19 protein-coding genes are annotated in these 24,425 nt (G+C 57.4%); 11 read left to right on the forward strand and 8 right to left on the reverse strand.

All coding sequences use genetic code 11. The features are described 5' to 3' along the window. Positions 1-37: 37 nt before the first annotated feature. Positions 38-904 carry a patatin-like phospholipase family protein gene (locus FFS64_RS27700; protein WP_137807965.1) on the reverse strand — a complete coding sequence of 289 codons (867 nt, stop codon included), beginning with the start codon at positions 902-904 and terminating at the stop codon, positions 38-40. A gap of 262 nt (positions 905-1,166) precedes the next feature. Between FFS64_RS27700 and FFS64_RS27705 the strand changes: the two genes are divergently transcribed. Next, on the forward strand, positions 1,167-2,810 hold the full coding sequence (locus FFS64_RS27705) for an acetolactate synthase large subunit (protein WP_137807966.1): 1,644 nt from the start codon (positions 1,167-1,169) through the stop codon (positions 2,808-2,810). Between the two features lie 299 nt (positions 2,811-3,109). On the opposite strand, the gene FFS64_RS27710 is transcribed toward FFS64_RS27705, so the two are convergent. Continuing rightward, positions 3,110-3,340: a hypothetical protein gene (locus FFS64_RS27710; protein WP_095194359.1), complete on the reverse strand. Its 231-nt coding sequence runs from the start codon at positions 3,338-3,340 to the stop codon at positions 3,110-3,112. Between the two features lie 175 nt (positions 3,341-3,515). Between FFS64_RS27710 and FFS64_RS27715 the strand changes: the two genes are divergently transcribed. Next, on the forward strand, positions 3,516-5,177 hold the full coding sequence (locus FFS64_RS27715; protein WP_137807967.1) for a SulP family inorganic anion transporter: 1,662 nt from the start codon (positions 3,516-3,518) through the stop codon (positions 5,175-5,177). A 21-nt stretch (positions 5,178-5,198) separates the two neighbouring features. On the opposite strand, the gene FFS64_RS27720 is transcribed toward FFS64_RS27715, so the two are convergent. Next, positions 5,199-5,387 (reverse strand): ribbon-helix-helix protein, CopG family, encoded by a 189-nt coding sequence (locus FFS64_RS27720; RefSeq protein ID WP_095194320.1) that lies wholly within the window; start codon positions 5,385-5,387, stop codon positions 5,199-5,201. 319 nt (positions 5,388-5,706) lie between these two features. Here FFS64_RS27720 and FFS64_RS27725 point away from each other — a divergent pair, with 319 nt between their 5' ends. Further along, positions 5,707-8,271, forward strand: coding sequence for an EAL domain-containing protein (locus FFS64_RS27725; RefSeq protein ID WP_137807968.1), 2,565 nt, complete (start codon positions 5,707-5,709; stop codon positions 8,269-8,271). Between the two features lie 23 nt (positions 8,272-8,294). Here FFS64_RS27725 and scpA read toward each other — a convergent pair whose 3' ends face one another. From scpA to FFS64_RS27740, 3 genes are all read right to left on the reverse strand, one after another. Then, complete coding sequence (gene scpA, locus FFS64_RS27730; RefSeq protein ID WP_137807969.1) at positions 8,295-10,412, reverse strand: methylmalonyl-CoA mutase; 2,118 nt, start codon at positions 10,410-10,412, stop codon at positions 8,295-8,297. Further along, entirely contained in the window at positions 10,409-11,269 is an 861-nt protein-coding gene (locus FFS64_RS27735) for a Pnap_2097 family protein (protein WP_137807970.1), read from the reverse strand. Before FFS64_RS27735 ends, scpA begins: the two co-directional genes overlap by 4 nt. Positions 11,270-11,518: 249 nt before the next feature. Further along, a complete protein-coding gene (locus tag FFS64_RS27740) occupies positions 11,519-13,426 on the reverse strand; it encodes a sigma 54-interacting transcriptional regulator (protein ID WP_137807971.1) in 1,908 nt (635 codons plus the stop codon). Positions 13,427-13,668: 242 nt separating this feature from the next. Between FFS64_RS27740 and FFS64_RS27745 the strand changes: the two genes are divergently transcribed. From FFS64_RS27745 to FFS64_RS27780, 8 genes are all read left to right on the forward strand, one after another. Continuing rightward, positions 13,669-14,151 carry an MSMEG_0572/Sll0783 family nitrogen starvation response protein gene (locus FFS64_RS27745; RefSeq protein ID WP_007969977.1) on the forward strand — a complete coding sequence of 161 codons (483 nt, stop codon included), beginning with the start codon at positions 13,669-13,671 and terminating at the stop codon, positions 14,149-14,151. Between the two features lie 137 nt (positions 14,152-14,288). Continuing rightward, entirely contained in the window at positions 14,289-15,266 is a 978-nt protein-coding gene (locus FFS64_RS27750; RefSeq protein WP_137807972.1) for a Nit6803 family nitrilase, read from the forward strand. Further along, the gene (locus tag FFS64_RS27755) at positions 15,253-16,335 is read left to right on the forward strand and encodes an MSMEG_0568 family radical SAM protein (protein WP_137807973.1); all 1,083 of its coding nucleotides are present in this window, start codon (positions 15,253-15,255) and stop codon (positions 16,333-16,335) included. Before FFS64_RS27750 ends, FFS64_RS27755 begins: the two co-directional genes overlap by 14 nt. A gap of 14 nt (positions 16,336-16,349) precedes the next feature. Then, positions 16,350-16,910 carry an MSMEG_0567/Sll0786 family nitrogen starvation N-acetyltransferase gene (locus FFS64_RS27760; protein WP_137807974.1) on the forward strand — a complete coding sequence of 187 codons (561 nt, stop codon included), beginning with the start codon at positions 16,350-16,352 and terminating at the stop codon, positions 16,908-16,910. Next, positions 16,903-17,934, forward strand: coding sequence for a sll0787 family AIR synthase-like protein (locus tag FFS64_RS27765; protein WP_137807975.1), 1,032 nt, complete (start codon positions 16,903-16,905; stop codon positions 17,932-17,934). Before FFS64_RS27760 ends, FFS64_RS27765 begins: the two co-directional genes overlap by 8 nt. 1 nt (position 17,935) lies before the next feature. Continuing rightward, positions 17,936-18,271 carry an MSMEG_0570 family nitrogen starvation response protein gene (locus tag FFS64_RS27770; protein WP_137807976.1) on the forward strand — a complete coding sequence of 112 codons (336 nt, stop codon included), beginning with the start codon at positions 17,936-17,938 and terminating at the stop codon, positions 18,269-18,271. 51 nt (positions 18,272-18,322) lie between these two features. Next, positions 18,323-19,624 carry an MSMEG_0569 family flavin-dependent oxidoreductase gene (locus FFS64_RS27775; protein ID WP_137807977.1) on the forward strand — a complete coding sequence of 434 codons (1,302 nt, stop codon included), beginning with the start codon at positions 18,323-18,325 and terminating at the stop codon, positions 19,622-19,624. A gap of 405 nt (positions 19,625-20,029) precedes the next feature. Then, positions 20,030-22,963 carry a winged helix-turn-helix domain-containing protein gene (locus FFS64_RS27780; protein WP_171017145.1) on the forward strand — a complete coding sequence of 978 codons (2,934 nt, stop codon included), beginning with the start codon at positions 20,030-20,032 and terminating at the stop codon, positions 22,961-22,963. Positions 22,964-22,979: 16 nt separating this feature from the next. Here FFS64_RS27780 and FFS64_RS27785 read toward each other — a convergent pair whose 3' ends face one another. Continuing rightward, positions 22,980-23,633: a cysteine hydrolase gene (locus FFS64_RS27785; protein ID WP_256660562.1), complete on the reverse strand. Its 654-nt coding sequence runs from the start codon at positions 23,631-23,633 to the stop codon at positions 22,980-22,982. 336 nt (positions 23,634-23,969) lie between these two features. Further along, positions 23,970-24,425: cbb3-type cytochrome c oxidase subunit I (locus FFS64_RS27790; RefSeq protein ID WP_171017146.1), on the reverse strand; the 456-nt coding region annotated here is incomplete at its 5' end.

Below are 24,425 nucleotides of genomic sequence, written 5' to 3' on the forward strand. Positions count from 1 at the left end.
CAGGCCTGCCGATTGAGGCTCGCCTGGCTGCAGCCACTCAATGCTCATGGGCATGTGAATGGGTGATCAGGGAATGCGGAACCTTGGTGCGTTCCAGCCCGCCACGGTCCAGCCACCTGAGGGTCTGCTCATAAGCGCGCTGCAACAGAGACTCGGTCTGGGCAAAGTTGAACACCGAGACATCCACGGGGCACAAAGGCGGGACGATGTGCAGGCTGGTGAGGGTGCGGAAGTGTTCGATGTCGCTCACCAACTGACGCATGCTCATCAGGTTGACGGTATGCAAGGCCAGGGCGATCAAGCCTCGGGGCGGTTGAGAAAGGGCGCAACTCATTCCAGTGGGGACGACCACGACGTTGGTGGCGCCCAGGGCTACGGCCGTTGAAATAGGCGTATTGCTGGCCACGCCACCGTCAATCAGGAACTGATCGGCTATTTGTACGCAGGGGAACACCAACGGGATGGCTGCGCTGGCCAGTAAGGCCTGCCTGAGTTCACCCTTGGACAGCACGGTCTCGGCACCGCTGAGCAGGTCGGTGGTGACGATGTGCAGGGGCAGCGTCGCGTCCTCGATGCGGTGGATCGGCAGTGCTTGCCCCAGCAGTCGGTTCAAGGCTTGCGGCTGCAACAGAAAACCCCGCCGTTTGATCAATCCTCTACAGGTATCGAGCCAGGACAGGGGAAAGATGTCCGTTTTACGCAAGCCGCGCCAGAAACCGGCGAGCGCCTCGACACCTTCGGCATCGGGTCTTGCGGCAAAGTAGGCACCGTTGATGGCCCCCACCGAAGCTCCCACCACCAAGTCGAATCGAACATTGGCCTCGACCAGGGCCCGCAACATGCCAACCTGGACAGCCCCCAGGCTGCCACCGCCAGCGAATACGATTGCAGTTTTGGTCGCCATGCCCGAAGTCTCTGTGCAGCCGTGTGTCGAGTCAGTGTAGTTGACCGATCAGCGCTGTTTTCGGGGACTGCGTCCAATGCATGCGTAGCTTGAGATGCTGAATCGACTGCAGGGGCAGGGGGTCCTTATTTCGAAAAGGAATTGGATACGACGGCAGGCGTGCGTCAGCCTCTGGGGCAGGTAGCGGCCGGCGCTGTCAGGCTTGCCACTTGATCGAACATCGCAAACGCGCGTGAGCGCCCACAGATATCGAGGTAGAGAAATGGCCAAGGCCGCAGATGTCGTTGTGCAATGTCTGGAAAACGAGGGCGTGGAGTTCGTATTCGGCATTCCTGGCGAGGAAAACCTTGACTTGCTGGAGTCCCTGCGCAAATCAACCATCAAGCTGGTACTGACCCGCCACGAGCAGTCCGCCGGTTTCATGGCCGCCACCTACGGCAGGCTCACGGGCAAGACCGGCGTCAGCCTGTCGACGCTCGGCCCAGGCGCGACCAACCTGGTCACGGCCGGTGCCTACGCCTACCTCGGTGGCATGCCGATGCTGATGATCACGGGGCAGAAACCGATCAAGAAGTCCAAGCAGGGCCGTTTCCAGATACTGGACGTCGTCGGCATGATGCAGCCGCTGACCAAGTACACCCATCAGTTGGCGTCTGCCGACAACATTCCTTCGCGCGTACGCGAAGCCTTTCGCCTGGCTGAAGAAGAAAAGCCCGGGGCCGTGCACCTGGAATTGCCTGAAGACATTGCCGCCGAACAGACCGAAAGCATGCCGATCCCGCCGAGCCTGGTCCGTCGCCCCCTGGCCGAACACAAATCCATCGAAGGTGCCGTCGAAAAACTAAAGGCCGCCCGCAGCCCGATCCTGGTGATCGGCGCCGGCGCCAATCGAAAAATGACCGCCAAGGTCCTCAAACAACTGATCGACCAAACCGGCATCCCGTTTGTCACCACGCAAATGGGCAAGGGCGTGGTGGACGAACGCCATCCACGCTTTCTCGGCAACGCCGCACTCTCTGCCGGCGACTTCGTCCACCGCGCGGTCGAGGCCGCCGATCTGATCGTCAACATCGGTCACGACGTGATTGAGAAACCGCCGTTTTTCATGGTCCGTGGCGGAACCGAAGTGATCCACGTCAACTTCCGTTCTGCAGAAGTCGATCCTGTTTATTTCCCGCAGATTGAAGTGGTGGGCGACATCGCCAATGCCGTGTGGCAGATCGGCGAGGCGCTGAAAACTCAGAAACATTGGGATTTCAGCCGCCTGCTGGCGATCCGCGAAGCCAACGAAGCCCAGATCATCGAGGGCGCGGACGACAACCGCTTCCCGATCTACCCTCAGCGCTTCGTGGCTGATGTGCGTCGCGCCTTGCCATCCGAGGGCATCGTCGCGCTGGACAACGGTATCTACAAAATCTGGTTCGCGCGCAACTACAAGGCCCACAAGCCCAACACCGTACTGCTGGACAACGCTCTGGCGACCATGGGCGCAGGCCTGCCATCGGCCATGGCCTCGCATCTGGTTTACCCGGATCGCCCTGTGGTGGCCGTGTGCGGCGACGGTGGTTTCATGATGAACAGCCAGGAACTGGAAACCGCCGTGCGCCTGAAAATGAACCTGACGGTCATCATCCTGCGCGACGACGGCTACGGCATGATCCGCTGGAAACAGTCGAACATGGGCTTCACCGATTTCGGCCTGGACTATGGCAATCCGGATTTCGTCATGTATGCGCAAAGCTATGGCGCCAACGGCCACCGGGTGGAAAGTGCCGAAGATTTCCTGCCTCTGTTGCAACGCTGCATCAGCGAACCGGGCGTGCACGTGATCGATTGCCCCGTGGATTATTCGGAGAATGATTTCATTCTCAATACTGAACTCAAGCGAAGAAGCGCGTTGGTCTGATCCATCAAGGCTGGTTTAGTCAAAGTAGCGGTACGGCTGTTTCGTACCGCTCGACCAAGTGATTTCAACAACTGATTGGTTTATTGATTGCATTGATTCTGCGTCCGAATTCCGGACCCAAATTCAAGACGCCGGGCTACCTTCAACTCCCCCTACAGCTTTATGGAGCGATACGTTCGAATCGTCAGAGTACTGCGCAACGATGGTGCCTATCGCACCAGAATGCCGGAGTGCCTGATACAAAAGCTCCAGTACGTGGAAAGCAACCAGATACCTGATGATCGAGGGTGACCCAAGGGTTAAAAGTGGATTTCAGCAGTCTTGAGGCCCAAGTCTCGAAGCTCGGCGATCAAGTCATCCAAATGCCCGAAAGACTCGACCTCTTCGTTGTCATCAACCAGGAAATAACTTCTCCCGGCGTCCTTCTTGAAAAACACAATCCACTCCTTGGGGTTGGTCGGGTTTGCGATCACATGGGTGTCGAAGGACACGCCTTCGGCATGTTTGGTTTTCACAGCTTTACGATTCATGTCTGTCACCACGCTACGCGCGTTCTCAAAATTCTCTATTGGCAGTGCATGCCCGCCCAGCTCCATCTGAGCTTTCACCATAAACATCTCCAGCCGCACGAAGCAGTGGAGCCAGGGCATTTCAATTATCACTGTATGTTAATATTATGCACATGCATCCACTGAGGGGCTAGCCGTGATTGCGATAGGTGAGGCGTGGAAGACGGGGCTGTTGGGGCGAGGGCACTGGCTTCGCAATATAGTGTCTGGCGTGATCGTAGGGGTCGTGGCGCTCCCTCTGGCAATGGCGTTTGCCATCGCATCTGGCGTCAAGCCTGAACAAGGCATCTACACCGCAATCATCGGTGGTCTGCTGGTTTCGCTCTTTGGGGGAAGCCGCTTGCAAATTGCCGGGCCGACAGGTGCGTTCATCGTGATTCTGGCGGGCGTCACAGCCGAGCATGGTGTTGACGGTCTGCAAATCGCCACGATGATGGCGGGGGCCATGCTGCTATTGCTGGGGGTGGCCCGGCTCGGTGCAATCATCAAGTTTATTCCCGATCCGGTGATCGTCGGATTCACTGCGGGCATCGGCGTGATCATATGGGTCGGGCAGTGGAGAGACTTTTTCGGTTTACCGAAGGTCAGTGGAGAGCACTTCCATGAAAAGCTCTGGCATCTGCTCCAGGCCCTGCCGGATCTTCATATCGCCACAACCCTGTTGGCGGTGATCAGCCTTTTCCTGGTCATAAGCGCGTCCAGAATTCCCGGACTCAAACGGATACCTGGCCCGCTAATCGCAATGGCCGTCGCTACCGCGATACAGTCAACCTTTCACTTCGAGGGGGTCGCCACAATTGGCAGTGCATTTGGGGGCATACCTCAAGGTCTGCCAACGCTGAGCCTGCCTGAAATCACGCTGTCGCGTGTCATCGATTTGATTGGTCCGGCGTTCACGATCGCCATGCTTGGAGCAATCGAATCACTGCTGTCCGCGATGGTGGCCGATGGCATGGCAGGTACCAAGCATGATTCCAATCAGGAGCTGATCGGTCAGGGAGTGGCCAACCTGGTCACGCCCTTGTTTGGCGGCTTTGCCGCTACCGGAGCCATTGCCCGCACGGCAACCAATATCCGTAATGGCGGCACAAGCCCGCTGGCCGGCATTACGCACGCAGTCACCCTGGTGCTTATTATTCTGTTTCTGGCACCTCTGGCCTCAAACATCCCGCTGTGCGCACTGGCCGCTATTCTTTTCGTGGTCGCATACAACATGAGCGAATTGAAGCATTTCAAGCGCATGGTCCAGCGAGCCCCGCGCGCGGACGTATCGATCCTGCTCATCACCTTCAGCCTCACCGTGTTCAGCGACTTGGTGATCGCCGTGAATATTGGCGTCATTCTGGCGATGCTGCACTTCATGCGCCGCATGGCCTCATCCGTGGAGGTGCAACAGGTCGTCGAGCACGAGCTGGAAGAAGAGCTAAGGGCCAACGGGCATGCTCGCCTGCCGCCCGGGACATTGATTTATACGATTGAAGGGCCGTTGTTCTTTGGCGCGGCCGAGACTTTCGAGCGAGTCCTGGCTCAGACCCATACCGACCCACGCCTGCTGATTATCCGTTTGAAGCGCGTCCCATTCATGGATATCACAGGCTTACAGGTGCTGGAGGAGGTCATCCAGCAGCTGCACAAGCGGCATATCGTGGTGAAACTTTGCGAGGCGAATACGAAAGTGCGTAACAAGCTCGAAAGGGTGGGTATCTTGCAAGAAATCGGCACGGAGCATTACCACACCGACTTCAACACCGCACTGGCTGAAGCTGTCAGTCTCGCAGAGGAGACATCGACTCTTTAGACGCTGACGGTCCGTGCCGGGTTATGGCTTGGTGCTGGTGGCGTGCTTGCTTTTGGTCGAATAACTGGCGCCGTGGGCGTCCAGGTAGTCACGAATCAGCTGGCGGACCACCTGCGAAGGCGTCAAATCCTGTGCTGCACAGAGCTCCTCGAACGCTTTTTTCTTGATGGGATCAATGAGCACTGTGAGGCGCGCAGTCTTGCTTTCCATGGGGTATTCAATCACTCAATCGCTAGATGTTAATCAAATTGTAATTGCCTTGCCCGGTGCTGTCACTGTTACGACCGTGGGTCGTTCGGCAGGTCGATTGTGATCAGTCATGTGCGACCGGGAAAGACTTCAGAGCTATCCTGAGTCTTTGAGACTGAGCACTGTTGTGATCTTGTGTGCAGGGGCAGGCAGAACCGCGTTTTTTGACATCAGGATCCAGTATTGAATGTTGCGCTCACCCTCTAGTGAAGAGGGCTCTTTTGGTGCTCCACAAGGCCTTTAAGGATAAAGCCCGGTGGCCGTATGGAAAGTAGCAGCAATGAATGCAAAAGTCGGACTGACGAGTGACGCAGAGGCGGAAGACTTTTTCATACAAACACTGGAGCAGGCGATCGATGCGGTTGTGATCATTGATGATCACAACCGGGTGGTGTTTTTCAATAGCGCTGCCGAGACGTTTTGGGGCTGTTCTCGGATTGAAGTGCTGGGTCGAAATGTCAGCTCCCTGGTCCCTCACACTTTACGCGCCCATCATGATGGCTATATCAGTGCTAACCGCGAGACTGGGATCAATAAAATTGTGGGCGTCAGTCGGGATGTCCGGATCGAGCGTGAGGGTGGCGAGGAGCGCTGGGGCTCTATGTCTATCTCGAAAATCGCTCTTCATGACCGAATCCTGTACGCGGCCTTCCTCAAGGATATAACGCAATTACGCTTGAACGACATCGAACGCGGCTTGCTGTCGATGTCGGTCAATGTCACCAGCTCGGCCACCTGTATCGTTGACGCGAACTCTTGCCTTATTTATGTCAACGATGGGCTCATTCGGCTGCTGGGCTATTCCCGTGAGGAAATGATCGGGCAGTCACCGCTGATGTTCTTTGTCTCCGATGTTCCTGCGCAAGCGCCTGCGGAACCAGGGCTGGAAGGCATTCTCTGTGGTCAACCTCATGATGTAAGCGCCTTGATCAGCAAGCGCAACGGTCAACGACTATGGGTGCACGTCTCATCAACGCCCGTGTTCGACACGCAAGGGTTGCTCGAAAATGTCGTGATCGTACTGACCGACATTACCCAGTCAAAACTGCATGAGGTCCTACAGGAAAGGGTCATTGGTGCACTGCTGAAAGAGGAGCCCCTGGAGAGCGTGCTAACCATGATGTGCCACGAAATTGAGCGCATCGCCCCCGAAGTCATTGTCTCGATCCTGAGCGTGGACGAGGAGGGGATCTTGCACCCGTTAGCCAGTCCAGGCTTGCCCACCGATTACTCCAGGGCCATTGAGGGATTATCCATCGGTCCTGTGGCGGGTTCCTGCGGCACGGCCGCCTATCGGGGCGAACCGGTTCTGGTAACGGACATCAATAATGACCCGCTGTGGGCTGAGTACAAATGGCTGGCGAAACAGTCAGGCCTGCGGGCTTGTTGGTCTATTCCTGTGCGCAACGGGGCGGGACGGATTGCGGCGACCTTTGCGCTCTACTTCAGGGAAAGCCGCGGCCCCGACCCCTTGCACGCTCACTTGGTGTCGGCAGGGACGCACTTGTGCATGTTGGCACTTGAACGGGAGGAGGCGCGTCAATCCATTCGAAGAATGGCTTTCTACGATGCGTTGACCGGTTTGCCCAACCGAAATTTCCTGCTTTCCCAAGCACACAAATGCATTCTTGAAATGACTCGAGAAGCTGCAGAGCTTGCCGTTCTGTTTATCGATCTGGACCGATTCAAACAGGTCAACGACGCCTTGGGGCACGCGTCGGGAGACGAGTTGCTGCGAGTCATGGCCCAACGGTTACGCAGCGTGCTTCGAGATTCTGATTTCGTTGGGCGTTTATCCGGTGATGAGTTCGTGTTGGTACTGCCGCGGATGAATGCGACACAGGTCACGATCTTTCTTGAGCGACTGATGATGATCCTGAAGGCTCCGACGACGATTGCGGGCACTTCTATCGTTGTTTCCGCCAGCATCGGCATCAGCCTGTTCCCGGGGGATGGTCAAGACATGGAGAGTCTGTTGCATTGCGCTGACATTGCCATGTACCAGGCCAAACGGGCCGAGCGGGGGACCTTCAGTTTCTTTCTTGAAGAGATGAACCGACTCGCTCAAGGGCGATTGATGCTGGAAACAGAACTGCGCAAAGCGCTCACTGACAGTGGCCTGGAACTGCATTATCAGCCACAAATCGACTTGAACAGCAGGCGTCTGGTCGGTGTTGAGGCACTGGCGCGTTGGGCACACCCAACACTCGGTACTATCTCGCCAATGCAATTTATTCCTCTTGCCGAGGAATGCGGGCTGATCAATGACCTGAGTCAATGGGTGTTGCGGGAGGCCTGTGAACAGCTTGCCGAGTGGCAGCAGCAAGGTTTGCAAGTGCCATCCGTGTCGATCAATCTCTCGCCCATCAATTTTCACAACCTGAACCTGGCGACGCTGATTGCTCAACAACTGCAACGTTGCGGCTTGAAGCCCGTCAATTTATGCGTGGAAGTGACCGAGGGTGTGTTGCTGAGCGACAGTCTTGGGGCCGAGCAAGCCATCCGGGATTTGCATGCATTGGGGGTACGACTGGCCATTGATGACTTTGGTACAGGTTATTCCAGCCTCGGGTATTTACGGCACCTGCCAATCAGCGAGCTGAAACTGGACAAGAGCTTTGTCGACGATCTGGAACACGATATGTCCTGCCGCGCTTTAAGCGAATCCGTCGTTGCAATAGGCAGAGGGCTTTCGTTGCACGTAGTGGCTGAAGGTATTGAGCACGCTATTCAGTGTGAGATTCTCAAAGCCCAAGGCTACAAGATCGGGCAAGGTAACTTTTTTTCAGCGCCACTGTCTTGCCGGGATTTTGAGCAATGGTTCTCATCGTACGGTCATGATTGAACGCGACGCTCAGATTTAACTGGCTAGCCATCGGAAATCGCGTTTGCCCTGGCCAGTGTCGTAGATGCAAGGACCTGCGCATCAGGGAGCTGGAGCAGCCCGACCAACTGCTCGATGATCTCAATCACCTCCTGGCCCGGACCGAAACACGCCTTGACCCCCTGGCGCAGTAGCTGTTGTACATCGGCGTCCGGAATGATTCCTCCCACGACCACCGAAATATTGAGTTCACGATCGTTCAACAGACTCAACAGTTCAGCGAGTAATTCGTTGTGCGCCCCGGCCAGACTTGAAATTCCGATCAGATCCACCTGGCCTTCTTCCTCCAGTGATTGCAGTAATTGAATCGGTGTTTGAAACAGGGGTAGCAGACGCACCTCGAAGCCGGCATCGACGAGCGCCGCGGCTATCAATCGAATACCACGGTCATGCCCGTCCTGGCCCAACTTGGTCAGCAGCATCCTGGGTGGCCGATTATGGTCAACGACAAAGCGGCAAATGCGCGTACCGACCAGGGTCCAATCGGGGAGGTTATTCACGGCGGGCCCATAGTGGCCGGCGTGAAAACTCAGGTCTTGCCTGTAGCGTGGCCACACCTTTTCCAGGGCCTGGGTGCATTCGCCGAGTGTTGCCCGCGCCCTGATGGCAGCCATGGTCTTGTCCAGCAGATTACCCTGGCCTGAGCGTGCACATTCGGTGATTGCCTGCAGCAGGGTTTCGACACGGGCAGTGTCGCGCCTCAGGCGCAGGCTGCTGAGGCGTCGGCACTGGCGGGCGCGCAGTGTCTGGCTGTCCACGGGTAACGCAGGCGCCTGCGCTGCTTGCGCGGGTTCATTTGAAGCAACACGCCGCTGGATCCCGCAATCAAGACGGGCCTGGGTTGACATGGCCTGGAGGTGGATGGCCTGACTGATCCAGCCGGACGCTATCGACTGGAACACGCCTCCCCGGGCATCTATTTCGATCATCTTTTGGCGAACCAGCGCAGCCATTTGTGCCGTCAGGGATTCCATCATGTAGGACCCCGCCCAAGGGTCCACCACATCACAAAGTCCGGTTTCCTGTTGAAGGATGTGTTGGGTATTACTGGCCAATCTTGATGAGTCTTCACTGGGTAGTGTCAGGGCCTCGTCCCAGGCATTGGTGTGAAGGGACTGCGTGCCGCCGAATACCGCGGCCATGGCCTGGACGGTTGTGCGCACGACATTGTTGAGCGGGTCCTGAGCGCTGAGCGACCAGCCTGATGTCTGGCAGTGCATGCGCAGCGCCTGGCCTTTTTCACTCTTGACGCCCAGGTCTCGGGTTATTTCGGACCAGAGCAGGCGGGCCGCGCGACACTTGGCGACTTCGCTGAAAAAATCGCTGCCGATGCCGAAAAAAAAGCTGATGCGCTCACAGAATCGTTGCAGGTTCAGGCCGCTCTTTTGTACCTGTTCGGCATAGGTTCTGGCATTGACCAAGGTCAGCGCCAGCTCCAGCACAGCGTCGGCACCGGCCTCCTGAAAGTGGTAGCCGGACACTGAAATCGGGTTGAATCGCGGCATGTGTTCGTTCAAGTATCCGATCACATCCAGGGTGATGCGCATCGAGGGCTGTGGCGCAAAAATGTAGGTGTTGCGTACCGTGAACTCTTTGAGAATGTCGTTCTGGATCGTGCCGCTGAGCTGCTCTGCAGCGACGCCGGATTCTTGTGCAGCAACGATGAAGGCCGCCAGCACGGGCAATACCGCGCCGTTCATGGTGAGTGACACCGACACCTGGTCCAGGGCAATCCCATCCAGCAACTCCACCATGTCTTCGACGCTGTCGATGGCGACACCTGCCCTGCCGACATCGGCTTGCCACTGGGGATCGTCGGAGTCATAGCCACGGTGTGTCGGCAAGTCGAAGGCCAGGGACAACCCCTTCGCGCCTTCGGCCAGCCGTTGTCGCAGTCGCTGGTTGCTGGCATCGGCACCGGCAAATCCGGTGTACTGGCGCACCGTCCAGGGTTTTTCCGGGTACATGCTCGAATAGGGACCACGCACAAACGGTGCCTTGCCGGGCAGGCTGTGCAAGTGCTCAAGACCTTCCAGGTCACTGCAGTGATACAGCGGTTTGAGCCGCAGGCCTTCCGGCCGCCAGAGAGGAGGGTGGCTCATGGTTGGCTGCACTTGGTGAGATGGTGTTTGTGGGTAAAAACATCCGCCAGTTTGAAGAAGTCGCTACGCCGGAATACCTCACACCAGTGTGGCTCTCGTTGGCCTGGCTGTCCCGTGTGCAGCCGGATTTGCAAGCTGTCGTTGATGTTCAGGTTGCCGTAGAAATGCAGCTCGCGCTGGCGAATGAGGCCGGGGCGGCGCAAGCCCAACAAGGCCCATTCCGCACGCTCGACCATGGCCTGGAAGTTGGCGAAGTACAGCAGGTCGGCACCGTTGAAGTCGATGTCAGGGCAGGGCGTAAAGTCCAGTACGCGCGCCTCGGTTGACTGGCGATCGATGCCGTAATGACTGTGCCAGTCACCGCCACGTATGCGTCGATTGTCGGCGTGCAGTTGCTGCAACACCTGCGGTGGTTGTGTCACAGGTGCTTGAGTGTCCCTGAGGCATGCTTTGCTGACGCTGCGATTGTCGCCGGGTACGTGACGGCTGACGAAGGTGGATAGCAATGCCAGTTGCCCCACGATACGCTCGCCAAGCCTGACTTCATGTTCACTGTAATGCCGGGCTTGCCCACCGCGCCCGATCCGGGTACGGATCTGGAACGGGCGATTCTCGACGATCGCTTCCAGTTTCAGATTCCACAGCTTTACGCCAGTGAACGCGGCATAGGCGATGCGACCTTGCTCATCGACAAAATCCGGCAAAGACCGATCATGCAATTGGGCTAGCGCGAGCCAGTGTTGATGGCCGCATTCTTTCAACAACCAGTTTTCCGACAACCCGGTGTAGGCCAGGTTGGGCATCGAAGCCAGGTAGGTTTCTGAACGGGTGGCGGTGAACGCTGAGGATGTCGGCATGGCAGGAATCCGTCATTTCGCCCCGCAGGGCGGTCTAGCCGTCACGGGGAAGTGACGGGGCTGATTTCCCGATTGCGAAAGGCGTGCCGATTTACAGCAGTTCTCTAGGATGGTTCTAACTATATGATTATCAATAATAATTTCTGGTTGGTGGGTGGGCGATGGCGGTATCGAGGCGCTACGTGAGTTCGTAGAAATACGAATTCTCGTAGTGGATGTCACGAAATTACGTGGCCCACCGGAACAACATTATTCCCCCAGTTTGATTTCAAGCCGCTTGAACCTCGAAGCCAGTGTCGTGGGTTTGAGCCCCAGCAGTTCAGCGGCACCGCCTTTACCGAACAACTTGCCATCCGCAGCCTTGAGCGCCGCTTCCATGTTGCTGCGTTCGAGTTCGCGAATCTGAGCGTCAGTCATGATTGCAGTCGTGGAGGAGGGCCGCTGTGGCGCGCAGGGACCGGGGTTGGGTTCGTCGGGCAGATCCAGGTTCAGATCCGCGCCAACGGAAGTGATCAGTGCGCGCTCGATGACGTTTTGCAACTCGCGAATATTGCCCGGCCATGAATACCGTTGCAGCCGCTCGATGTCACGGTTGCGCAGGCGTCGTCCTGGCATGTTCAAACGCGTGCTGGTCTGCTTGAGGAAATGGGCGGCCAGAGGTGCAATATCAATCGGACGTTCACGTAATGCTGGCGACTGAATCGGGAAAACGTTGAGCCGGAAGTACAGATCCTCACGGAAATGCTTCGCAGCGACTTCCTGGCGCAGATCGCGGTTCGTCGCGGCAATGATCCGCACATCAACCTTGCGGGTGCGCTCTTCGCCGACCCGTTCGAACTGGCCTTCCTGCAAAACCCGCAGCAGTTTACTTTGCAGTTCGAGGGGGATTTCTCCGATTTCATCGAGGAACAGCGTGCCGCCGTCCGCCAGTTCAAAACGCCCGACGCGGTCACGCACAGCGCCGGTAAAGGCGCCACGAATGTGGCCGAAGAATTCGCTTTCGAACAGTTCCGCCGGGATGGCCGCGCAATTGACCCGGATCAGCGGACTGGCATTGCGGCGGCTCGCCTGATGGATCGCTCGGGCGATCAGTTCCTTGCCCGTACCCGACTCGCCGTTGATCAGCACGCTGGCATCCGTCGGCGCGACCACGTCAATCTGTTTGATTATTTTGCTGATCGGCTCGCTCTGGCCAACGATCTCGCGGAAGTTGTGCTCGATGTGGATCTCTTCCTGCAGGTACGCGTTTTGTTCTTCGAGCCGATCCTTGAGTACCTTGAGTTCTTCAAGGGCGATTTGCAGCTGGTTTTCGGTACTGCGTCGCTCAGTGATGTCGCGAAACACCACCACGGCGCCGACGATGCGGCCATCGGAGATCACCGGGGTGCTGGTGAACTCCACCGGGAACGAACTGCCGTCGCGGCGCCAGAACACCTCCTGGCGTCCCTCGTGGACCACGCCATCGCGCACGGCCTTGTAGATCGGGCATTCCTCGACCGGATAATGGCTGCCGTCTGCATGAGTATGGTGGTGAATGCGATGAATGTTTTTGCCGATCATGTCCTGTGGTTCCCAGCCCAGCATGCGCGCGCCAGCCGGGTTGACGAAGGTAGCCAGGCCTTCGCTGTTGATGCTGTAGATACCATCGCCGACGGAACTGAGCAGCAGTTGGTTATCGCGCTCGCTTTCCTGGAACAGATTGAGGATGTTGCGCCACTCAATCAGCCCGCCACGCATGGTGCGCTCAGTGTGGGCCTGGTCGCGTTGGTATTTCTCATGGCTCAACTCACGCAGCACCAGAATCAGTTGCTGCTCGCCCTTGATTTGCAACGTCGTGGCGGATATTTCCAGCTCGATACGTTCGCCGCTTTTACAGTTGCAGCTCAACTCTTCGGTCCAGCCGCGACCTTTGTCCATCACGGCCTGGGTGAACACGATCAGGTCCGCCAATTGATGGCCGAACAGCTTGCTGACCGGCAGCTCCAGCAATTCCTGGCGTGGGTAGCCGAGCAACTTGCAGGCGGCGATGTTCAGGTCGCCCAGTCGATCGGAAAACGGATTGAGCAGTGCGATGGCTTCGGCGCAATGCTCGAACACCATGTGCCGTGACGAGTACGCCAGGTCGGCCCAGCCGTTGAGTGAGTCTGATTCGTTCATGGATACGAGATCTCGTTGTTGGCCGCTACGAATATTCGTATTTCTACGGGAATGCGTGATTCACCGATAGCGTCAGATACGCCATGAAAAACCGGATCAGATTGTCATCTTCAGATTAATCAACGACTTGCGATGATGCGGAAAATAATTTTATTTCCTGGCACGGCGTTCGCTCTATCTCCTGCAACCCGGCAGCCAACACTGGCTGACGTTCAAGCACGAAGAAACTGGAGAGCGACACTATGCCAACCGTGGATATTCCCCATTACAAAGACGGCGACTTCCTGGTCAATTACGAAGAGAAAGTCTTTGAGGACATCAAGGCCGAGCCCGGCGAAAAAGTCCTGATCACCTTCCACACCATCGCTTTCGAAGGCTCCATTGGCCTGGTCAATATGCTTCAGGCCAAGCGCCTGTTGCGCAAAGGTTTTGAAACCAAAATCCTGCTGTACGGGCCAGGCGTGCAGCTGGGTGTGCAGCGTGGTTTCCCGACCCTGGGGGCTGAAGCATTTCCCGGTCACCTGGCGGTGAACAAGCAACTCATTCAATTCATGGAAGAAGGCGGTGAGGTTTACGCCTGCCGGTTCGCCCTGCAAGCGTTGTACGGCCAGACCGAAAAAGCCCTGATCGAAGGCATCCGCCCGATCAACCCGCTGGACGTGATGGACCTGCGGCTACTGATGCGCCGTGAGGGCGCGATGATCATCGATACCTGGACTGCCTGACAGCACAAACCTTTGTGGGAGCGAGCCTGCTCGCGATGGCGGTGTGCCTGACACACCGTGAAATCCGCATCGCAGGCAAGCCAGCTCCCACAGGACTGATGTGAAACATACAAATCACTACGAACTCAGGACCCCTCATGGCCATCATTCGCGCAGCCGCCGTACAGATCAGCCCGGTGCTTTACAGCCGCGAAGGCACCGTGGACAAGGTCTGCCAACAGATCATCGCCCTCGGTCGACAAGGCGTGCAGTTCGCCGTGTTCCCGGAAACGGTGGTGCCTTACTACCCCTACTTTTCGTTTGTGCAGCCAGCCTTTGCCATGGGCGCACAACACCTCAAGCTGCTCGACCAATCTGTCACGGTGCCGTCCGCCGCCACGTTGGCGATTGGCGAAGCCTGCAAGCAAGCCGGCATGGTCGTTTCCATCGGGGTGAATGAGCGCGATGGCGGCACGATCTACAACGCGCAATTACTGTTCGATGCCGACGGCAGCCTGATTCAGCATCGACGCAAGATCACGCCGACCTACCATGAGCGCATGGTCTGGGGGCAGGGCGACGGTTCAGGCCTGCGTGCGATCGACAGCGCAATCGGTCGCATTGGTTCGCTGGCGTGCTGGGAGCATTACAACCCGCTGGCCCGATACGCCTTGATGGCGGACGGCGAACAGATCCACGCCGCGATGTTTCCCGGCTCGCTGGTCGGCGATATTTTCGCCGAGCAAATCGAAGTCACCATTCGTCATCACGCCCTGGAGTCGGGTTGCTTTGTGGTCAACGCCACAGCGTGGCTGGATGCCGATCAGCAAGGCCAGATCATGCAGGACACCGGTTGTGGAATCAGCCCGATTTCGGGCGGTTGCTTCACGGCCATCGTCTCTCCCGAAGGCAAACTGCTCGGCGAGCCGCAGCGTTCTGGCGAAGGCGTGGTGATTGCCGATCTCGATCTGGCCTTGATCGACAAGCGCAAACGAATGATGGATTCGGTCGGGCATTACAGCCGTCCTGAACTGCTCAGCCTGTTGATCGACCGCACGCCCACGGCGCATGTGCATGAACGCGCCGCGCACCTTGTGGCGGTTGCCGGCGAGGAGTTCGATCATGCACACCAATGAGTTGCTGGCCGAACTGCAATGCCATGGCGTGCGTTGGCCTGCCGCGCAAAACGGCTTGTCTCGACAGGGTGGCGCGGGGCCATCAGATCACAAGGCGCTGAGTTTCGGCAGCCGAACGATGATGGTGCCGATCCTCAATCAGGCCTCGCAGGATTCGCCCTATCAAGCACAACCCAGTGCCGATGGCAGTCAGGCACTGATCTTTCGCGAGGGGTTGCAGGTCGGTCAGGTACAGATGCCCGGTGTCCCGAAGTTCTACGGTTTGAGTACCGCCGATGGCATTCCTTACTGGAAGATCGCCACGCTGCACAGCAGCGATGTACTCGCGACAACGGTGTTGCAGCACTGCATTCGCTTCAATGATCGCGGCAGCTCCTGCCAGTTCTGCGCTATTGGCCAGTCGCTGGCCGCGGGCAAGACCATCGCCCGCAAACGCCCGCAACAACTGGCTGAAGTGGCAAAAGCGGCGGTGGAACTCGATGGTGTCAAGCACATGGTGATGACCACCGGCACCCCGCAAACCCCGGACCGCGGCGCGGCGATTTTGTGTGAGTCTGCCGTCGCCGTAACCGCAGCCGTCGATCTGCCGATTCAGGCCCAGTGCGAACCGCCGGACGACGATCGCTGGTTCCAGCGCCTGGCCGATAGCGGCGTGGTGTCTCTGGGCATGCACCTGGAAGCGGTCACTGATGACGTGCGCCAACGGATCATGCCGGGCAAGGCCGAGGTTCCGCTGAGTCGCTATTTCGAAGCGTTCAGTGCGGCGGTTGAGGTATTCGGTCGGGGCCAGGTCAGCACCTACATTCTCGCAGGCCTGGGTGACAGCGAAGCAGCGATCAGCGAGATGAGCGAGCGCTTGTGCGCGCTGGGTGTGTATCCGTTCGTAGTGCCGTTCGTACCCATCGACGGCACACCGCTGGCTAATCACCCAAAACCCGACAGCGCGATGATGGCCAGGCTCTATCCGCAGATCGGCGCGAGCCTGCGTCGTCACGGTTTGCACTCTGATCAGATCAACGCCGGTTGCGCCAAATGTGGCGCGTGCTCGGCCCTCAAAAGCTACGAATAAACCGGAGAACGCCCATGTCGAATCTCGCCTTTGCTTTGGTCGACAGCACCTTCGAACCGTTCCGCGCGGGTGAACTGCTGGTCAAGCCCGCCAGTGAACACTGGGAGAAACAAGCCTATTTTGCCCTGCGGCGCTCGGTGTTTTCCGATGAGCAACAACTGCTGGTCCAGGACAAGGACAGCCATGATTTTCAAGCTATTGCCATCGTCGCCCTGGCGGGCAATTGCGGGATCTGCGATCAGGTAGTGGGTGCGGTGCGCATCTATCAGCCGCAGCCGGGGCTTTGGATTGGCGGGCGATTGTGCGTGGCCCCGGCGTATCGGCGGCACAGCATGATTGGCAAAGCGCTGGTCAATGAAGCCGTGTCGCGGGCCAAGGAGTTGGGGTGTGAGGTGTTTCGCGCCACGGTACAGACGCAGAACGAAACCTATTTTCATGCCTTGCACTGGCAAACCCTCGAACACATGGAGTTGCATGGCCAGCCGCATTGCTTGATGCAGGCGGACCTGCCGAACTACCCGCTGATGCCGCGACAGGTTTCATTGCGAGCACTGAAGGTGGCACGCCATGATTGAAACGGCTGATTTGACGGCACTGCTCGACAGATTGCGCAGCACGCCCGCGATGCGTTCAAAACAGGCGATTCAGCAACCTGCCGGCGTGATCGGCAGCCCGAAACAAACCCTGAGTCGCGAGCAACTTTACGCATTGCCCGGTGATGACACGGCAGCGATTGCCACTGGCGATCATTTTCAGCTGCTGGCCATCGAAGGCATGTTGCCGGCGTTCGTCGAGAAGGCTCCGTGGTTTGCCGGTTGGTCGGCGGTGATGGCTAATGTCAGCGACATTACGGCCATGGGTGGTCGCGCGACGGCAGTGGTCAACGCCTATTGGCATCACGATAACGCTGCCGCGCAACAGGTGCTGGCAGGCATCCGCGCCGCGTGCGAGGCCTACGGATTATTGCTTGCCGGTGGGCACACAAGCCTGGCGGCGGGCAATCGCGCCGCACTGGCGGTGGCGATTACCGGTATTGCGCAAAAATTGCTTTCCACACTGCATGTTGCGCCTGGCCAGGTCATCGCCATGGCGGTTGATCTTGAAGGGCATTGGCATGCCGACAGTACCTATTGGAAAGCCTTCGAAGGCGTACCCGCCGAGCGCCTGCGCAGCAAGCTCGAAGTGCTGCCGCGCCTGGCCGAAGCCGGCCTGCTGCAAGCGGCCAAAGACATCAGCAACGCCGGGGTACTCGGCAGTCTGTTGATGCTGCTGGAAACCACCGGCTGTGGCACGACGATCGATTTGGCCGCACTGCCGTGTCCGGAAGATGCCGACCTCGCTCGCTGGTTACAGGTGTTCCCCAGCTACGGCTTTTTGCTGACGCTCCAGGAACGTGACTGGGCGCAGGTGCAGGCTGCTTTTGCCGTTGAAGGCGTGCGCTGTGAACGCATCGCGCAGGTCAATTCCAGCGGTGTGCTGAACGTCCGGTTCGGTGAGCAACACGGCGAATTCTGGAACCTGCGCGAGCAGCCATTTACCGGTTTCAGCTACCCCCATCTCGATCTGACCCCCTTGAACCTTGATCAACAGGAGTACTGACATGCCCGCCGTCAATTTCAAAATCCGCTGGCCCAATGGCCGGGAAGCGACCGGTTATTCACCCTCGACCGTGATTTATCAATACCTGGAGGAGGGCGCCAGTTACCCGCTGGCGGACTTTCTGCAACGCATCGAAAGCGCATTGAGCAATGCCTCGGAGCGGGTCAAGCAGGTCAAGGGCTTCTATTGCAGTTCGGCGATGGACACCTTGAGCTCGCTTAAGGGCCAGGCCAGTTGTTTGAGCGAACCCACCCACATTGACGGCCAGGTTGACGTTCTCAGCATGCGAACCGAGGGCGCCGGACAGGTGGTCGGCGCCGGCTGGAGTTCCTTCTGATTCATCGTTTTTTCCCTTAACCCTTTTCGTTACCCAGTACCGGAGCACCCGATGACCAGTCACCTCACTTCAATCAAACCTCCACACCACAGCGTGATCGTCGTCGGCGGTGGCCAGGCGGGTTTATCTGCCAGCTACTACCTGCAACAGCAGGGCATCGAGCATCTGGTATTGGAGAAGCACAGCCTGACCCACACCTGGCGCAACCAGCGTTGGGATGCCTTCAGTCTGGTGACGCCCAACTGGCAGTGTGCATTGCCGGGTTACACCTATACAGAAGGATTCGGCGGCAGCGATCCTCACGGCTTCATGAAGAAAGACGAGATCAACGAATACCTGGCGGGCTTCGTCAAATCGGTCAACGCCCCGGCCCGTGAAGGGGTCACGGTGCAACGCGTGGTGCCACGCAGCCTCGGTGGTTTCGAGGTGCACACCTCTCAGGGTGAATTCACCGCTGATCAGGTGATTGTTGCGTCGGGCGGCTATCACACGCCGATCATTCCGCGTCTGGCTGAGCGTTTGCCGGCCGGCATTCATCAGATTCACTCCGAACAATACCGCAATCCCCAAGCGTTGCCGGCCGGCAATGTGCTGGTGGTCGGTTCCGGACAGTCGGGTGCGCAAATTGCTGAAGATTTGCATCTGGCTGGTCGCAAGGTCTATCTGGCCGTCGGTGATGCGCCCCGTTGTGCGCGCTTTTACCGTGGCAAGGACGTGGTCGATTGGCTGGCAGAAATGGGCTACTACGAGATTGGCGTCGACACGCACCCGCTGCGTGAAGGTGTGCGTGACAACACCAACCACTATGTCACCGGACGTGATGGTGGGCGTGATATCGACCTGCGTAAATTCGCCCTCGAAGGCATGGAGTTGTTCGGTCGTCTCGATGGATTGCAGGGCACAGTCATGCAGTTCGCCAACAATCTGGTCGAGAGTCTCGACAATGCCGATGCGGTCTACAACCGGATCAATGCATCCATCGACAAGTACATCGAACAGCACTCGATTGATGCTCCGGCAGGAGCGCGTTATGAGCCAGATTGGGTGCCTGGGAAAGAGCGCAGCGAGCTGGATCTGCAAGGCGAGGGCATTACCAGCATCATCTGGTGCATCGGCTTCAGCCCGGACTTTACCTGGGTCGAGGCTCCGGTGTTCAACGGTCGTGGTCATCCTGGCCACCAACGTGGAGTGACAGCGCAGCCTGGTCTGTACTTCCTGGGGTTGCCCTGGTTATACACTTGGGGTTCGGGGCGTTTTTCAGGCGTGGCGCGGGACGCGGAGTATCTGGTACAGCACATGGCCGAAGGCGCGCTGGGGAGTACCATGCAGCAACGTCGTTCGGTGGCTGGCTAGGCGAGAGTACAACGCCTCTGCGTGCCAGAGGCGTTTGAGCACCCGCGTAATCACGCAATGTGTCTACATCACCAATTCCTGGCCAAATCTCTGCATGGCCCACAGAGTCCGGCATTTTTTTCGATGCTGACGGCCCTCACTCGCTACTCACTTGAGGTGTCGTTAACGGCAGTATTGAGCGATGTCTAACTCAGCTTCTCGACCCTTGGTCTTGTGGCCCTACCTTTGCTCGGGTAATGGTCGTAGCATTCCTGCCCTACACTGCAATCTTGAGCGGTTCATTTTCGACGGATCCGAACAATCGATTGTCTGACGCTTTCGATAACGGCGGGATCCACCCCAGTCCTGTCCACTTGAATGCCTTCTCTCAGACTTTTTATCTTCTGCGCAATGAGTATTTGCAAGATGGATAGACTGAGTCTTGATGTTGAAGATGCGCAGCGTCTCGTTCCGGACGAGATCCGTTTCGGCGATTTCCAGTTTTTCCCCACCAAACGGTTGCTGCTGAAAGAAGGGAGCCGCGTTGAAATCGGTGGTCGTGCGCTCGATATCCTGCTTGTCCTGATCGCCAACGCTGGAAAAGTGGTAAGCAACCGGGAACTGATCAGGATCGTCTGGCAGGAGGTGGTTGTTGAAACCAGTAGCTTGCGAGTACACATTTGTGGCCTGCGCAAGGCTCTGTCATGCGGTGAGTCGGACGCCCATTTTGTGGTCAATGCCCCTGGTCGAGGCTATAGCTTTGTTGCTCCTGTCATTTTGCCCAGCTCCGCGGGCTCCATAACGCAACTTTTGCCTTTGCAAGTATGGTCCGGCGAAGGGTTGCCTCCGCGTCTAGCGAGAATGGTCGGTCGAGATGACACGGTTTGTTATCTCGCTAATAGCCTGAAACGACAGCGATTCATCACCATTACGGGTCCAGGAGGAATGGGTAAAACCACCGTGGCTGTTGCAGTTGCGCACACATTACTGTCGCACTTCGAGGGGGCTGTGTACTTTCTCGATCTAGGCTCCGTTACCGATCCGGCATTGTTGGTGGGGACATTGGCTTCGGCCTTTGGTGCCAACTGCAAAGGCACCGATAACACCCGTGAACTCGTGGTGTTTTTGAAGAGTAAACGCTTGCTCCTGGTGCTTGATAGTTGTGAGCATTTGATCGACGCAGTTGCTGCGCTGACAGAAAGGCTCTTCGGTGAGGCGGTGCAAGTGCACATTCTCGCCAGCAGCCGTGAACCTCTTCAAGCTGAAGGTGAGAACGTTCACCGCTTGTGTCCATTGGCTTGCCCCCCAGAGCAAAGTGATCTGTCTGCGGCGACTGCTTTAGGGTTTTCGGCCGTTCAATTGTTTGTAGAAAGGGCTTCGACAGGTGGTACTCCCCTAATTCTGAGTGACGAGGATGCGCCAGTTGTCGCGCATATCTGCCGCAAACTCGACGGCGTAGCGTTAGCCATCGAGTTGGGTGCGGGCCGGGTCGACGCCTATGGCATCCAGGGTACTGCCGAGTTGTTGAACAGTCGTTTCAGCCTGTTCTGGAGTGGTCGGCGAACTGCACTTCCGCGACACCAGACCCTTAACGCGATGCTCGATTGGAGTTACAACCTCCTATCCTCGATGGAGGCGATGGTGCTCCGCCGGCTATCGGTATTCAGTGGAGCTTTTTCTCTCATCACGGCCACAGAAGTGCTACTGGATTCCGGTGCTGACGAGACACAGGTCATCGATATGATTGGGCGGTTGGTGGCGAAGTCATTGCTCTCGGCACAATCCACAGGCCGTTCCATGCGTTATCGAATGCTCGACACCACGCGAGTCTATGCCCTGGATAAACTGCGGCAGAGTGGCGAGGCTGGGGAAATGGCCAGGCGGCATGCGCTTCATCAGATTGCACTGTTAGAGCGACTTGATGTGAACTCGGTCTCCTTTCTGGAGTATGAGCACGCTCACCGTTATCTTGAACATCTGGGTAATTTACGCGCGGCGCTGGAGTGGTCATTTTCCGAAACGGAAAACCTGAAGATTGGTATTCGCCTTGCCGCGGCGGCGGTGCCGCTGTTTTTGGGGCTATCGATGCTCAATGAGTGCCTGCGCTGGAGTGAGCAGGCGTTATCCGCGCTGGACAACACAGGAGGCAGTTCGCAAGAGATTATTCTGCAAGAAGCGTCTGCCATCTCCTCGATGTTCACTCACGGCAACTCTTTGGCGGTGCACAGGGCTTTGATTCGCGGGATAGAGCTAGGTGAATGTCTCAATGATGCACCGCGGCAATTGCGTTTGTTGGCGGGGTTGAACATCTTTTTGACACGGGCGGGAGATTTTCAGAAAGCGCTTCAAATAGCCCACAAGAATATGGAAGTCAGCACGCGAGTGTCCGGCCCTGCGGGTATCGCCATGGCGAAATGGATGCTGGGGGTTTCTTGTCATCTTGTTGGTCGGCAGGCGCAGGCTCAGCAACTATGTACGGCCGGGCTGAACATGGTGTCGTCACAACCGCATGGCGATGCTATTTATTTCGGCTACGACCATCAGATTCGTGCGCTGGTGTCCCTGGCCAGAATCTTGTGGTTGCGAGGTTACCCGGATCAGGCGGTGGTGATTGCCCGCCAGGCGCTGGAGGATGCGCAGAATCTAAAACATCCGGTGACCATCTGCATTTCCTTGATTTACGTGTCGACGGTGTTTCTCTGGGTGGGCGATTGGGTTACCGCTGAAAGGACTATCGACAAACTGATGCTCAACGCCAGCAAAAATGCACTTAATCCGGATCAGGCCGTTGGTATGGGGCTTAAAGGTATTTTAATGATCCGTCAGGGCCGTGTGGATTGCGGTGTGGTTTTGCTGCAACAGTGCTTGAGTGTATTAAATGAGGAAAATCATCAAGTCCTCAGTACGATGTTCATGAAAAGCTTGGCAGAGGGGCTGGCAATGCGGGGCGAGTTCGACAAAGCCCGGCAGATGATCGTTGGCGCACAATGCATGGTCGAAGATAACGGTGAAACATTTGATACCCCAGAGGTGCTGCGTATTGCCGCAGAGATATACTCGACGCAATCTACGCCGGACTTCGAGCGAGCAGAGGCTTGTATTCAACGATCGTTGAATTGCGCGCGCCGTCAGACTGCTTTGGGGTGGGAATTGCGTGCTTCTATCACACTGGCAAAGTTGCGCGTTTTGCAGGGGCGCAACAGCGAAGCCTACGAGTTGATTTGGCAAGTCTACCGACGATTCAGCGAGGGTTTCGACTCCGTTGATCTGCGCACCGCCAGGCAATTGCTTCACAAATTGCCTCACTCGCGAAACCTGTCAGGCGTCCCTTGGGACAACTTCATTAACGGCCCTCGCTAAATACGGCGGAAGGGGATCAGGCCTTACCTCCGAGTAATGCTACGGCTTCGTCTGTGGTCCACAGAGCGTTGGCCATGAAGCGGTAATTTATCAGCGCGGCCTGATATCCATCGCCTTCGGGCAGTTTTGGCCCTGCTACGGCATCGCGTACCACCGCAACCTCAAAGCCCTGCTCAAGTAAATCGCGCAGGTGTGATTCGACGCAGAGATTGGCGAGCATACCTACCAGTATCACTTGGTCGACATGCTGTTTGCGTAGTTGCAGGGTCAAGTCATTGACTTGCGGGCCGTACAGTTTATGGGGTGAGCAGACTATGGTTTTGTTGTCCTCGATGTAGGGTTTGAATTCAGGCATGAAATCGCTCCCGGAGTTGAGAAAACCTTCAAGGCTCAGGGCGCTTGGGCGATCGAATATCTTGATGTCGTGCTGGAATTGCTCAGCTGGTCCCTGGATCTGCCAAGCGTGATCGTGGGGGTAGTAGTAATGCGGCGAGATGGCCACGGTGATATCCGCTGCTTTCGCTGCTTTGAACAAGCGTAGCAAATTGGCCACCAGGTTTTGCTCGGTCACGCTTTCTCCCACCACGGCCCAGGCCTTACCCTTATCGCTCATGAAGTCAATTTGCGGGTCAATGACAACCAGAGCCGCGTGGGCGATGTCTAGTTTCATTGACGACTTGGGGAGCGCCGGATTTTTCGGGTCAGCGTATTTTTCTTTGGGTGAGGTCGCCGGTTTGTCGTCGGCAAAGGAGGGCAGCGCGGAGGCGGCTGCGGCGATCATCGCGCCGGTTACAAAAGAGCGTCGGCCAATGATGGGAAGGAATTTATTGGACATTTTTATCTCCAGTCGTTGGGGGGGGCAGTCAGCTACGCAGAACACCAGCAAGTTCTTGTTTAATTGCTCGCGATGGGTTTCTGTCAGCTCATGGGGCGCGGCGGGGTAAAACCCTCAGTGTTGCGTTGGGCACTAACATCTTCGAGGCGCGGCCAGCAGCAGCTTTCCTGCTCAGGTAATCTGCGCTTCGCGCTCAGCCATAGCCGCATCGGCCATCCGGACGGTGCGCCAGACGTTGTAAGCCAGCAACAACATGCCGCCGAGGAAGAATACGCCCCCGGCGAAGCGCACCACGAAGCCCGGATGGCTGGCCTGCAAACCTTCAACAAAGGAGTAGGTCAGCGTGCCGTCGTCGTTGATCGCGCGCCACATCAGGCCCTGGGTGATGCCATTGACCCACATCGAAGCGATGTACAGCACCGTGCCGATGGTGGCCAGCCAGAAGTGCGCGTTGATCAGCGGCGAGCTGTGCATCTGCTCGCGACCAAAAATCTTTGGCACCATGTGATAGGTCGCGCCAAAGGTAATCATCGCCACCCAGCCCAAGGCCCCGGCATGTACGTGGCCGATGGTCCAGTCGGTGTAGTGGGAGAGGGCGTTGACGGTCTTGATCGCCATCATCGGCCC

It is taken from the genome of Pseudomonas sp. G(2018), from assembly GCF_005502415.1.
Classification (GTDB): domain Bacteria; phylum Pseudomonadota; class Gammaproteobacteria; order Pseudomonadales; family Pseudomonadaceae; genus Aquipseudomonas.

What these genes read in the sequence shown, in the direction of transcription:
- FFS64_RS27775 (WP_137807977.1), top strand. Translation starts at nt 18,323, where the DNA reads ATGACCAGTCACCTCACTTCAATCAAACCTCCACACCACAGCGTGATC.
- FFS64_RS27770 (WP_137807976.1), top strand. Translation starts at nt 17,936, where the DNA reads ATGCCCGCCGTCAATTTCAAAATCCGCTGGCCCAATGGCCGGGAAGCG.
- FFS64_RS27710 (WP_095194359.1), bottom strand. Translation starts at nt 3,340, where the DNA reads ATGAATCGTAAAGCTGTGAAAACCAAACATGCCGAAGGCGTGTCCTTC.
- FFS64_RS27745 (WP_007969977.1), top strand. Translation starts at nt 13,669, where the DNA reads ATGCCAACCGTGGATATTCCCCATTACAAAGACGGCGACTTCCTGGTC.
- FFS64_RS27735 (WP_137807970.1), bottom strand. Translation starts at nt 11,269, where the DNA reads ATGCCGACATCCTCAGCGTTCACCGCCACCCGTTCAGAAACCTACCTG.
- FFS64_RS27720 (WP_095194320.1), bottom strand. Translation starts at nt 5,387, where the DNA reads ATGGAAAGCAAGACTGCGCGCCTCACAGTGCTCATTGATCCCATCAAG.
- FFS64_RS27725 (WP_137807968.1), top strand. Translation starts at nt 5,707, where the DNA reads ATGAATGCAAAAGTCGGACTGACGAGTGACGCAGAGGCGGAAGACTTT.
- FFS64_RS27705 (WP_137807966.1), top strand. Translation starts at nt 1,167, where the DNA reads ATGGCCAAGGCCGCAGATGTCGTTGTGCAATGTCTGGAAAACGAGGGC.
- FFS64_RS27755 (WP_137807973.1), top strand. Translation starts at nt 15,253, where the DNA reads ATGCACACCAATGAGTTGCTGGCCGAACTGCAATGCCATGGCGTGCGT.
- FFS64_RS27750 (WP_137807972.1), top strand. Translation starts at nt 14,289, where the DNA reads ATGGCCATCATTCGCGCAGCCGCCGTACAGATCAGCCCGGTGCTTTAC.
- scpA (WP_137807969.1), bottom strand. Translation starts at nt 10,412, where the DNA reads ATGAGCCACCCTCCTCTCTGGCGGCCGGAAGGCCTGCGGCTCAAACCG.
- FFS64_RS27785 (WP_256660562.1), bottom strand. Translation starts at nt 23,633, where the DNA reads ATGAAACTAGACATCGCCCACGCGGCTCTGGTTGTCATTGACCCGCAA.
- FFS64_RS27740 (WP_137807971.1), bottom strand. Translation starts at nt 13,426, where the DNA reads ATGAACGAATCAGACTCACTCAACGGCTGGGCCGACCTGGCGTACTCG.
- FFS64_RS27780 (WP_171017145.1), top strand. Translation starts at nt 20,030, where the DNA reads ATGGATAGACTGAGTCTTGATGTTGAAGATGCGCAGCGTCTCGTTCCG.
- FFS64_RS27760 (WP_137807974.1), top strand. Translation starts at nt 16,350, where the DNA reads ATGTCGAATCTCGCCTTTGCTTTGGTCGACAGCACCTTCGAACCGTTC.
- FFS64_RS27765 (WP_137807975.1), top strand. Translation starts at nt 16,903, where the DNA reads ATGATTGAAACGGCTGATTTGACGGCACTGCTCGACAGATTGCGCAGC.
- FFS64_RS27700 (WP_137807965.1), bottom strand. Translation starts at nt 904, where the DNA reads ATGGCGACCAAAACTGCAATCGTATTCGCTGGCGGTGGCAGCCTGGGG.